6 protein-coding genes, 2 tRNA genes and 2 pseudogenes are annotated in these 12,825 nt (G+C 37.3%); 6 read left to right on the forward strand and 4 right to left on the reverse strand.

Annotation, left to right across the window (positions count from 1 at the left end; all coding sequences use genetic code 11):
* Positions 1–448: 448 nt before the first annotated feature.
* Positions 449–6,007, reverse strand: a complete 5,559-nt coding sequence (locus tag ACFIQC_RS07530; protein ID WP_375706966.1) for an autotransporter outer membrane beta-barrel domain-containing protein — start codon at positions 6,005–6,007, stop codon at positions 449–451.
* 198 nt (positions 6,008–6,205) lie between these two features.
* Here ACFIQC_RS07530 and ACFIQC_RS07535 point away from each other — a divergent pair, with 198 nt between their 5' ends.
* From ACFIQC_RS07535 to ACFIQC_RS07555, 5 genes are all read left to right on the forward strand, one after another.
* Positions 6,206–7,156 carry a siderophore ABC transporter substrate-binding protein gene (locus tag ACFIQC_RS07535; protein WP_375612402.1) on the forward strand — a complete coding sequence of 317 codons (951 nt, stop codon included), beginning with the start codon at positions 6,206–6,208 and terminating at the stop codon, positions 7,154–7,156.
* Positions 7,157–7,259: 103 nt separating this feature from the next.
* A complete protein-coding gene (locus tag ACFIQC_RS07540) occupies positions 7,260–8,216 on the forward strand; it encodes an ABC transporter permease (protein WP_375613670.1) in 957 nt (318 codons plus the stop codon).
* Positions 8,209–9,159 carry an iron chelate uptake ABC transporter family permease subunit gene (locus ACFIQC_RS07545; protein WP_375630290.1) on the forward strand — a complete coding sequence of 317 codons (951 nt, stop codon included), beginning with the start codon at positions 8,209–8,211 and terminating at the stop codon, positions 9,157–9,159. The genes ACFIQC_RS07540 and ACFIQC_RS07545 overlap by 8 nt, the downstream gene beginning before the upstream one ends.
* Complete coding sequence (locus ACFIQC_RS07550) at positions 9,156–9,914, forward strand: ABC transporter ATP-binding protein (RefSeq protein ID WP_375621640.1); 759 nt, start codon at positions 9,156–9,158, stop codon at positions 9,912–9,914. The genes ACFIQC_RS07545 and ACFIQC_RS07550 overlap by 4 nt, the downstream gene beginning before the upstream one ends.
* A 64-nt stretch (positions 9,915–9,978) precedes the next feature.
* Positions 9,979–10,049: transfer RNA gene (locus ACFIQC_RS07555), tRNA-Gln, on the forward strand.
* A gap of 140 nt (positions 10,050–10,189) precedes the next feature.
* Here ACFIQC_RS07555 and ACFIQC_RS07560 read toward each other — a convergent pair.
* From ACFIQC_RS07560 to ACFIQC_RS07570, 3 genes and pseudogenes are all read right to left on the reverse strand, one after another.
* A pseudogene (locus ACFIQC_RS07560) lies at positions 10,190–10,395 on the reverse strand (DNA adenine methylase); the annotation flags it as partial.
* Between the two features lie 1,230 nt (positions 10,396–11,625).
* Positions 11,626–11,715: pseudogene (locus ACFIQC_RS07565) on the reverse strand (DNA adenine methylase); the annotation flags it as partial.
* A gap of 232 nt (positions 11,716–11,947) precedes the next feature.
* Positions 11,948–12,337, reverse strand: coding sequence for a VOC family protein (locus ACFIQC_RS07570; protein WP_375706967.1), 390 nt, complete (start codon positions 12,335–12,337; stop codon positions 11,948–11,950).
* 261 nt (positions 12,338–12,598) lie between these two features.
* Between ACFIQC_RS07570 and ACFIQC_RS07575 the strand changes: the two genes are divergently transcribed.
* Positions 12,599–12,672, forward strand: a tRNA-Gln gene (locus tag ACFIQC_RS07575).
* Positions 12,673–12,825: the final 153 nt, after the last annotated feature.

Consider the following 12,825-nt stretch of genomic DNA (forward strand, 5'->3'; position numbering starts at 1 on the left):
TTCGTGTAAAGAAAAAATGAAACCAGTGCGTGCAATTAATTAAAAACACAATCTAGCCTTGTGAACTTTAAAAATTAATCCACAAAGAGATGAATGAAACAATGATTTAAATCCGTAAAAAACAAACTCTCAAAAACGAGCTTTAGAAAACATCAAATATTATATTAGATAATATCAATACAGTATCAAAAAGGATCACGTAACGCATACCGGTCTGCTGAACGCTTAAAAAGCCGATAAAAGCGAAGCACTCTATCGCATCAGTAGCAGCATAAATTTTAAGAAAATTCGCTTTAGCGGAGAAAAGTGCTCTCATACACAAAAAACTATGTTTTTTTTTGCTCAATCAAGAAGACGAAAATCTTTTAAAGACAACACAAGTTGTTACAAAGAAAAAAGGCAGCACAATGTGCTGCCTTTTCTAAAAAGGTACATAGTGTACCTTATATTAAAACTGGTAACGTATTCCTCCGGAAAAACTTGTTCCCGAAAAACCAGCCTTATTAAGCTTATGTTGATAGAGAATATCAGCATGCAGAGAGAACTGTGGCAACAATTTGGCATTAAAACCTAATCCAGCCTCTAGAGAAGAACCAAAAGCTCCTAACTTGAAAGCATCATTGAAATGCACAGACTGTTTTCCTTCAAAACCATGAGCAAGATAAAGCTTACCATAGAAAGCAATAGCATTCACGCCTTCAGAACCTGTAGGAATCTTGGTTAAGCGTCCACCAACACGTGCTACCCACTGATTAAGGTTACCCATTTCAATATTAAAATTGTCGATATCACGGGCCTTATTAAACTGGAGATGTTGATACACAACCTGAACCTGCGGATCAAAGACAAAGCCCTTATATCCTGTCATAATTGTCTGACCACCAGCTAAAGAAACACTCAAAGGATTACCTTTTAATGTTGCTGTTTTACCCCGTGCAAGGGTGAGAACATCACCTTTGAACAGACCATAGGATAAAAGACCGTCGACATAGAAGCCAACATTATGCTGCATGCTACCATATACCGTAACAGTCCATTTATCAAATGCACTCTTCTGGCTTTGCTCAACATTCACAGGCTGCAGAGAAAGTTTTCCATAAGTTCCCATAACGCCAAAGGATATAGCACTATCAGCATTTTCAATAGTTTGCAGCAAAACACCTGCCTCTACACCATTATAACTAAGATCACCTCCGTAACCATATTCAAGTGCGGACAGATCTGAAGCATAACGGTAACTTCCACCATAGCCGCGCAAGTATAAAGCGGGATTTTCACGAACCTCTACCATTCCTGTAGAAGTCATCCGCAACGTCTCCAATTGCTTATTTTGATTGCTAATATCCATCAAACCAGCGTGGAATACACTATTAGGCAAGCTGAGATAAGTTGGAACCTGTGGAACAACAGACCTTACAAATTGTTCAGGAAGGGCAGCAGATCCAACAGACTTAACATACTGATTTTCTAAACGGAAATTCCAAAATTCTCCACCATCCTTAACAAATTTCTGCTGAACATGCTCCTGTTTCGAAGTCGCTTCTGGAGCATAAGCACGAAGGGTGTATTTGTAAGGTGAGTTTCTCAGTGCAACATAATTGCCATCGAGTTGGAAAGAGTCTTTCTTCGCTTGACCATAGACCTGAATAATTGAAACAGTATGAGCAATCTTGGCATTCGCTTTACCATCTCCTACATTGCCCGCATCACCTCGTACATGTATTTTTGTTTTTCCAGAAACATCACCATGAATGACAAGCCGATCAGTGACTTGCTGATCACTCCGATCACGAGGATTTAAACGTGCATTGAGATGAATTACAGCATTACCCTGTGCCGCATAAACAGTTCCTTTCCCATTTCCAATATGGAGAGTCTGATATTTTCCTTCAGATTCCGAAGGTGCAAAATCAATAGCACTATTTACAAGACTTACAGAAGAAATGCATGAATCCACACATCCTGAATCTAGAGTCCCCAAATTCCTCTGTGCACTTCTTTTTAGAATCCACTGTGAATTATTAGCCAAGTCTAATTTTGCATAAGAATTTTTATCAACGCGAACACCGCCTGTAACAATAGAATTATCAACTGAAACCAATATGTTCGAATCATTCTCGGCTTTTAATAACAAGTCACCAGCAAGAGTTGTTTTATTTTCTAATGAAACACGACCACCAGAATTATTACCATAGATAGCTATACCATTTGCAACTTCAAAATCAGTTTTTTTCAACGAAACTGTCCCTGTTATGCCTATAGGCGTTTTTTCCTGTTTGGACACAGTACTCCGCTTAGCAACGCCTGTTTGCGCAGTTTCTAGATTCTGACTTCGAGTTTTCTCACTCCCTTCTTTCAGCGTTAGACCATCAAAATATATACCATAGGTTCCTTCACCTTCCACTTTAACAGTAGAAGACTCGATATTTACGTGATTCATAGTAGGACGAACGTCAGATGATCTCTTTTTTCTAGGAGAAGTCGTCTCATTCCCACTACCATTCACAATCCACAAAGCATGAGCATCAGTCACAACACTCCCATTTTTAAAATCAACAGAACCATTATCAATCAACAGAAAAGCTGCACGCCCAAAGTTATCTACAGAATCTAACTTATCCTGTCCTTTTTTCGCAATAATTCTCACTTTGTCTAATTTAACGCTGCCCCCAGATTCTGACCTTACTGCTACTCCCTTTTCCAGAGTAATAGTTCCAGAATTCATAGTTATCTCACCAACCTGACTCGCCAGACCAGTCACAGCCAAATTCCCCATTACGTTAATTGTCGTATCCTTTAAATTAACAGATGATCCAGAACCTGCCAAAGCGCCCACATAACGCGCATTGACTGTTCCAGCGTTCATCGTAATCTTTCCGCCCCTTTGCGCTTCAAGACCAATTAGAGAAGATTGAATTGTTGAATTTTTTTCCAAAACGACCTCTGCGCTATCTTCTGCAAGAACAGCACTCATAGCCTTTAATTCAGTAAGATCAACATTGCTTTCATTATCACCCCCCCCCATAATTGTAGCATTCTCCAACTTAATAACTGTATTCTCATTCTGTGCATGCATAGAATGCTGAACTTTATCATTCCCTTTCAGTATAAGATTTTTTATTGTATGTGTCTTACCATCACCGCATGCATAAAGAGCTTTCTCCACAGCATTACTCTCTTCGCTATTGTTCTGTATATCATTACACTGAGAAGAAACATCACCATCACCAGAACGACCCAATACAAGAACACGCCCAACAGGTCCACTAGGTTTTACGCCAGATGCAGCCGCCGATCCTATAGATGCAAATTCCTGATGTACACCACCTGTATCAGATCTCAAAAGTGAAACACTTGAAGGAGAAATTATAGCTCCAGATTCTCCAGACACAGAAGGTTCCGCCAAACCACCACTATCTCCTCTTCCACGAGCGTCAGTGACAGTATTAGAAACACGAGGAACAACATATTGATTTTCTAAGCGAAAATCCCAAACACTTCTACTATTCGCATTTCCACTACTCGCAATTAATTTCTCATCAAAAGGTTGTATTTCCGAAGAAGAAATGGTTGGACCATAAGCACGAAGAACATACTTATAAGGCAACCCTTCTCGTGTAATATAATCACCGTCTAGCCTAAAAGAATCCGCCTCTGCTTGTCCAAAGACCTGAATAATTGAAATACTATGAGATTGCTTATCATCTTGTTGTGTTCCTTCTGAAGTATCTTTTACACGCACTATCGTTTTTCCAGCAACATCACCATGAATCAAAAGCCTGTCAGACATTTGATCACTATCCGAAGTATTAGGAACTAAACGCGCATTAAAGTAAATATAAGAATCTCCAGAAGCAGCGTAAACCGTGCCGTTCCCATCCCCAACGCGAAGTGTTTGATAACCTCCATCTCTATTTTCAGATCGTAAAAACGCAATAACACTATCTTTGAGATCTATAGACGAAACACAAGAATCTATACAATCTGTATCCGAAGCTTCATTACTATACTTACTTTTTGCTAAATGCCATTCTGAATAATGAGATAAAAAAAGGTTTGCACTCGCGGTTCTATCAATGCGTGCAGAACCTACAATACTAGAATCATGAGCAAAAACCTTCAAACTAGAAGAACCTGTAGCACGCAATAATAGATCACCAGAAACTAATGTGTCTTGTCCTAAAGCAACAGAACCGCTCGAATCGTTACCATAAATGGCCACACCATCTGGAACCTTGAGAACAGAACGTCTTAAAAGAACCATATGCCTCCCATCTACTTCTGGTTCTTCCGAGAAAGATGCTTGGCTTTCTACAACACCTCCAGTAGTTACTGTAGCTATAGTTGCTCCTGCAACATCACTACTTCTTCTAACTCTAGCACTTGATTCTTCTCCTTCTTCACTTTGATTATTCGTTTCTAAACTTCTTTTTTCGAATTCTGGTTCACTTTCACCAAAATATATACCATACGAGCCTCTATCTTTTACTGTAATAACCGAATAATTGATAGCAGACCTAATGCTAGCATAGTCATCAGCAAAAGTATTCTCAACAAATTCAGTAAAACTATCGACCTTTCCAGGACCAGACCTTAAATTAATGACACCAAAGAGACCATTTTCAATACCGTAATTACTATTTATCCATAGAACAATAGCATTAGAACCGTTAAAGATTACACGATTAGAAGAAACAAAACCATCTTCCAATAAAAAAACAACACTCGGATCCAGTACACTAGAAGCAGCCTCTCCACCTAAAGTTCCTTCTGGAGATTCCTCATTGTTTCTCTCTTTTTCAGCAATATGAATTCTAACATCTTCTAGTGTAACAAATCCTTCGTCTTCCGCCAAAATCCCCACACCACCTTTTGCAAAAGTAATTGATCCAGATTTCATCGTTATTTGAGATCTACCAGAACTATGTAAACCAACTACATTCAGAGGTACTTTATCATTAACGACTTCCACATTAATATCTGTTCCCTCTAAAAAAATAGACGATTCAAAACTAGCTGTAGCACCCAAAAAAGTTTTTTTGATGCTTCCTTCCTTCATATGAATATTTCCTTTGTACCCAGCCTCAAGACCAGTAACAAAGTTCTCGATATTTGACTTCAGCAATTCAACTTTTGCACCTGCTAACGACAATACAGCACTCCCAAACCCCATAACAGCAGTTTGAGCATTAAAGCTTTTAGGATCTACACCAACGATAGATACACCTTCTACCTTTACACTTGTCGCCTTAGCAATATTTACAGTTTTGGATAAAGGTCCCCTTACAACGCCAGAACGCGAAGAGTCAACAACACTTACACGTCCGGAGGTATTCCCTCCTACAAGACTATTAACAGTTCTGGCAGTTCTGGCAGTTCTGGAACCTGCACCTCCCGTTACAACGCTAGAACGCGAACCATTCGCATTATCTATAACAAGACGACCCACTGCAAACACAGCATTATCACCGTATTTTTTTACACGAATCGTACCTCCTTTTATTGTATGTTTTTCACCGTCTACACATATAATGGATCCATGCTCTGACTCACCAGAACTATCTTCACACATATTTATATCGTTTTTAGGAAAAAGCGCAAAAAGAGGTATTCGTGAACCAGGAAGTTGTCTTATAGAAACGTACGCTCTAGGCAATGAACCCTTTGCTTCTAATCTAGGTTCAACGAGTACTTCTAAATATTGCAATGCTGAAGATAGTCCTGTAACTAGAGATTCAGGCGTTGGAACTATAGAAGAGATAGAAGAGATTGAGTCAGCGACAGATGTTTTAACTGTATCCAATGCAAGTGAAACTACCTTTTCAGCGATTGCATTAGAGACAGATGATGTAATTGAATTAGGAACAAATGACGCAAATGGAGATAATACAGGCGAAGAGAATGAGAACCAACCACTCCCCATAGAAACATCTACACCTTGCAAAAAGAAGAAAGCACTTGTTGTCAGTGCGTACAAACGTGTACGCTTTTTAAATACATTGATCATATGTCAAACTTTCTAAATAATGTTGCAAAAACACTAGAATTAAGTGAAAATGAGGTAAGTGAACGGTTTGTAACATATGTTAGTCAACTTTACAACATAGTGTTATTTATCAGTGCGTCATTTTGTGCATAAAAATACCAAAGTTAAGTTTTTAAGTGCACAAACCCTTGTAATATTAGATAAAAGGATAAAATCACGATGATAAAATATATGAAATGGATGACTTCTGTTTTACTGGTTGCAATTAGTTTTGCAACGATTTTGTGGACGCATACGAGTATTGCAAATACGAGTACCCAGACAAATATAACAATTGATCATGTTTCAGGCACGACTTCTGTTCCCACTTCTCCCCAAAAGGTTGTTGTGTTTGATCTTGCCTCGCTAGATAATATGAATCGCCTTGGTATCCAAGCAGTTATCGGCCTTCCTGAAGGAAAAAAACCTTCCTATCTGCAACAATTTGACGATGCAAAATATGAAAGAATTGGAACCGTTTTTGAGCCAGATTATGAAAAAATTGCCACTCTTCAACCCGATTTGATTATTATTTCCTCCAGAACTCAAGCAAAATATAAAGACTTATCCAAAATAGCCCCAACAATTGATCTAACCGTAGAAAACGAAAATTCTCTTGAAGATATAAAACGAAATGTGTCTATCCTTGGAAAAATTTTTGGTAAAACACAAGAAGCAGAAAAGGAAATTGCAAAAATCAATGAAGCTTTTGCTGAAGTCCGTAAAAATACCCAAGGAAAAGGCACCGGGCTCATACTCATGACCTCTGGTGGAAAAATCAGTGCTTTCGGACCAAAATCACGTTTCGATATTTTTCACTCCGCTTTTGGAATTGCCCCTGCAACCGATAAACTTACCGTGCAAAAACATGGACAACTCATTTCTCCTGAATTCATTCTTGAAACCAATCCTGATTGGTTGTTAGTAATTGATCGCGATGCAGCCATTGGACGGGAAGGACAATCCGCAGCACAATTGCTCAACAATGAGCTTGTTCACCGCACAACAGCAAGCAAACAAAACCAAATTATTTATTTGGACTCTTGGAGTTGGTATCGTGCAAATGGTGGTTTAACAGCACTCATTGAAACCGCACAGCAGATCAATGAAGCCTTTACAAAGAGCAAATAAGCGCACGAAAGAGCTTGCTTGCTATATAAATAAAATTTAAAAGCAGAGGTTGTTTATTAAGCAGTCTTTGCTTTTTGTATATTTTGTTAGAAAATGATTTAACGTGAAGAATTACTGGATAACCATAACACTTCTAATTTTCCTGTCTATCCTCAGCATTTTTGTTGGTTATTCTGATGTCACACCTTCTAACCTTTTTGCAGCCGATCCCCATGCGTGGCTTATTTTTTGGCAAACACGTCTTCCTCGTACCATTGCAATCCTTTTAGTAGGCGCAGCACTTGCACTTTCAGGCATGATTATGCAACTATTAACACGCAATCGCTTTGTCGAACCATCAACCACTGGAACCATTGAATCTGCTTCCCTTGGCATTCTTTTTATTATGATTTTTTGGCCCGATATTCCTGTTTTAGGAAAAATGGTCGTTGCGACAATTTTTGCCATGGTAGGCACTTTACTTTTTATGTTTTTATTGCGACGCATTCCTCTAAAATCTGCTCTCATTGTACCCCTTACAGGGATTATGCTAAGCTATATTATTGGCTCTTTAACCAATGCCATTGCAGATTATGAAATGTTACTTCCTTCTCTTCAAGCTTACTTATTTGGCAGTTTTTCGATGGTTCTTGAAGGAAAATATGAACTCTTATGGCTATCTCTTCCCCTTTGTATTCTGGCCTATTGTACTGCTGATCGCTTTACGGTTGCAAGTTTGGGAGAAGATTTAACCAATAACCTTGGATTGAATTATCGTGTTGTCATGTTTTTTGGTCTTTTTATTGTCGCCTCAATCACTGCTGTTGTTGTGTGTACCATTGGCCGTATTCCTTTTGTTGGGTTGATTATTCCAAATATTGTTTCAAGTTTCATGGGAGATAATATGCGCTATACCGCTCCTTGGGTGGCCATCAGCGGTGCAGGATTGGTCTTGATTTGTGATCTTTTAGGACGAATCATTCATCCCTCTCTTGAAATTCCCATCAGCACCATAATGGGTGTAATCGGTAGTTTTATTTTTATGATACTGCTTTTACGCTGGAGAAAGCGTCTTGGATAGAAGAAGAAAAACAATATGTGTACTAACAACACTTATCATCATAGCATGCACTGTCATTAGTCTTTACATGACGTGGAATATCAATGTTTATACATGGAAATTTCGTCTTACAAAACTTTCCTCTCTACTTCTTATTGCCTATGCAATAAGCGTTTCCACGGTTTTATTTCAAACAATCGTTAATAACCGTCTTCTTACTCCTTCAATTATGGGATTTGATCAGCTTTATATTTTAATAAAGACTGCCCTAATGTATTTTGTAGGCTCTCTTTCTTTGCCCTTTTTGAATGAAGAAGGACAGCTTGTTCTTGAAGCCCTCATTCTTATCCTTTTTTCAATAAGCCTTTTTCGCTGGCTCTTTTCAGGAAGCCTAAAAGGACTTCATTTGACGCTTTTAATCGGTGTTGTTTTAGGCGGATTTTTTTTCAGTTTACGGATGTTTATGCAATTGCAACTAAATCCAGACCAAATGATGAATTTAACCGATATTATGTTTGCAAATTTTAATAAATTCAATACACCATTAATAAGCTTTGCCACAATCATTGTCTTCATTGTGAGTCTGATTGGATGGCATTCCCGTCATCTTCTTGATATTTTGGCTTTGGGACGTGAAAATGCTCTTAATCTTGGCGTTAATTACCACAAAAGTGCGACAGCTGTCCTTATTTTTGTTTCCATTCTCGTATCCATTTCCACCGCATTAGTAGGCCCCGTCACCTTTTTTGGACTGTTAGTTGCCAACCTTTCCTATGAACTTTCTCCTCAAGCAAAACACAGTATTGTTGTTCCAATTGCAATATTATTGGCTATTATTTGTCTGGTGGGGGGACAATTTATTTTAGAACAAATTTTTCATATGGCAGGGCGTTTAAGTTTTATCATTGAGTTTTGTGGGGGAATTGTTTTCTTAATGTTACTGATGAAGGGAAAACTAAAATGATTGAGATCAATCATCTTTCCAAGGCTTACGGAACACGATTGATTATCGATAATTTATGCCTTCATCTTCCAAAAGGGGGGATTATTTCTCTTATTGGGCCCAATGGTTCGGGAAAGTCAACTCTTTTAATGCTGATAAGACGTCTTTTGCCACACCATAATGGTACAATTCATATCGACGGCTTTAATATTGATAAAATGCCCCACGATATTTTGGCTCAAAAACTCTCAATTCTGCGTCAAGAAAATCCTTTGTCTTTTCGCTTAACCGTGTACGATTTAGTAAGTTTCGGACGCTATCCTTATTCAAAAGGCTGGTATACACATGAAGATAAACAATTTATCGACAGTGCGCTACGCTATCTCGGCTTACAAGATTTAAAAGACCGTTTTTTAGATGAACTTTCTGGCGGTCAGCGTCAACGCGCTTTTATAGCCATGGTTATCTGCCAAGACACTGATTATCTTCTTTTAGATGAACCATTAAATAATCTGGATATGAAACATGCGGTTTCTATGATGAAGCAATTACGCCGCACAGCTGATGAATTGAAAAAAACCATTCTTATTGTTATGCACGATATTAATTTTGCCTCATCTTACTCAGATATGATTGTTGCATTGAAAAATGGGAAAGCGGCCTATTGTGGGACTCCAAAAGAAATTATGCAACCAGAAATTCTTAAAGACATTTATGATGTCGATATTCAAATCAAAACAATTAATGACATCCCTATCGCTCTTTATTATCGATAATCATAAAGATTTTTTGCGCTTGCATGCACTATAGAATCTACTAGGGATAGTAAAATTGGCTTATTGGGGAATAGTTTAATGGTAGAACAGCGGACTTTGACTTCGTCAATCTTGGTTCGAATCCAAGTTCCCCAGCCCGTATTTAATGATTGTAGCTTGTCATCGGGTTTTGTATAATTTGAAAGCAGATTTTGCATCAATTTATTTTTTTCAAAGGATCTTCAAAAACTTTCAAGGGTTATTTAAAATCCCTTTAATGCATATTTTCTCTTCCTCTAAAAATTGCAATTTGAGATGATAAGCTCTTGAGCCGGTGCGGATTCTTTGAACCACATGTATAAGATGTGCCAACCTCTTTTATCTTAAATTGGCTAAAGATTTTTCGGATCTGAGACACATCATTGAGAGAGAAGAATTTTTCTCTTGCGCAAGCAAAGCAAACATTGTCTGGTAATCCTCTCGCAAATAAATCCTTTCCATAGTAATACACGTATATCTGGCTCTGTTTATGGGAAAGCCTTATCTAATAGCTATAAACCTATCTAAAGAGAGAATTCAAAAAAGAAAGCCGAGCCAAATGATATGACGCGGCTTTCAGATATTGATTATAAGATTCAAATGAATCATCCACAATGGAGTAATAAATTCATATATACAAAACGTATCATATTGCAAGTGCTCTATTTAGAAATATGAAAACTTATCAAAAGAAACGTAAATAATCGCTATGATTTTGATATCATTCATTAGCATTATAGAATCTATAAACGCTTGGTAACTTTATCAATCCAATCAAAAGAAAATGCATCTTAAATGAATGTCTTCTCAATAAGGCTTTCATAAGTATCTTTTCATTTTGCACTCAAATGTAACTTCTTTGCAAATTAACCAGCTCAAATTTGAGTTGGCAAAATTAACCAATCCAATTTTGGAGGCGTTATCTTTAGAATAGCCATCTTTAAACATTATAGCTTTTGACTCAAAATTGAATAAAATCCCATACCTTAGATGTTACAATGGTTTTGAATTTTGCTGCCTCATTTTTTTCAATAGGTGCCTCCAAAATTTGGGGAGCACTCATTTGGTTTCATATTTTTAAACTGTAACTTTTAAACGTTTTTTCTCACTTGCTTGCGTTATATCATTAAAAGGCTTTCAATTTCATAAAACATAATATTGTGATTTTCATTCTATATTGTGATGATAGTATCTATATAATGCCTGCCTATCATTTACTAACTTTTTAGTAAGTGTTTTTAAAAATGATCTTGTCTTTAAATCCTTTTATGCAATCTTTATGAACTAAATCTATAAGCTTATGATAGTTTCAAACGATTATTCCTTTTAAGGTTACACTCAAATAAAGAGCAAAACACATCCATTCTTAAACGTATACAATTTATGTTATCGATAATTCCAAACGACTGAAATTTAAAACAATGTGATTTGTGCTATAATAAAAACGTATCATAAAATTTATGACCTGTTATGAATGATAACCGCTTTTCATTTCATTTGAATGCACCTATGCGTTATAGTATTTGCATCATGATTTGCTTTTTATAGTCTATACATCCATGGCAATCTTATATAAAAAATGATCAATTCAAACATGCATAAAAGTAGGGCTTCTTAAGTGGATTCATATAAAATAGTTGTACTTAATATATTGATTTTATTAGTTTTTATGTACAATACCTTTTTAACTTCATAAAGATATCAATTTCCTTGTAAAGAATATTCCTCCCATTCCAATAAAAGACTCAATATAAGTGCGATGAGGGATAGCTTCTATGATTTTACAAGTACTGATCGCTGGCCATGCAATAACGCCGACTGATGTCCAAGCCAATTAGACCGCCTGTGGAAACAGGCAGGTTGTGGGGCTGAATATAGTGGAACAGCACCGAACGGATAAGCCACGCGTCGTAAGTAAGCCTCTTAGCTTGCATAGCTTATAGGTTTTGGAAACAGACAATTATTATAATTCAGGTATTATAATTCAGACAATTAAAGATCAGATCTCAAGCTTTTTAATCCAGTGGACAAACACGAATAATATGTCCGTCTGGATCTTTGATTAGGAAGGTACGTCCAAATACATCAGTATACGGTTCCTTCAAAACATTTATCTCAACAGTGGTTTGCTCTTTCCATTCCGCATAGAGCTTATCTACGTCCTCTCCAGTAGGCAACATAATGCCGATTTCTGAAAAACGAGGTGCATTTTCCTCAGGCGTATCGTCCCCAGACCAGAGAGCAAAGAGAGCGTCCCCCGAAGAAGCAAATGCAACATAGCGTGGCGAGGTAAACACAGGTTCTTTCTTGAAGATGAATTTGTAAAAAGCCGTAGAGTACTCTATGTTTGAAACGTATACCAACTGTAGGTTTGGGGTAACAGGATAAGTAGGAATATTACTCATAAATTCTCCATGATTTAGTAGTAACTGCCTGACATGATACACCTATATTAGAGAATATTTCAACAAGAGTTTGTGATGCCTCCATTCGCGGTGTGCTCTATTTACATGTTTTTACTCGCTTATTGCTATATGCTAAAATATTGAGACCGCCACTACGGGGATTATAATGATATCCCTATCGCTCTTTATTATCGATAATCTAAAGATTTTTTGCACTTGCCTACACTATAGAATCTGCTAGAAATGGTAAAATTGGCTTATTGGGGAATAGTTTAATGGTAGAACAGCGGACTCTGACTCCGTCAATCTTGGTTCGAATCCAAGTTCCCCAGCCAGTTTGTATGTATGTAGCTTGCCAGCGGGTTTTGTATATTTTGCCACTAGGTTTTGTACCAATTTATTTTTTCTCAATGTAGCTTGCCAGCGGGTTTTGTATATTTTGCCACTAGGTTTTGTACCAATTTATTTTTTCTCAAAGAGTTTTAAAG

Origin of the sequence: Bartonella sp. AA126HLJHH, assembly GCF_042197425.1 — a bacterium.
GTDB lineage: Bacteria > Pseudomonadota > Alphaproteobacteria > Rhizobiales > Rhizobiaceae > Bartonella.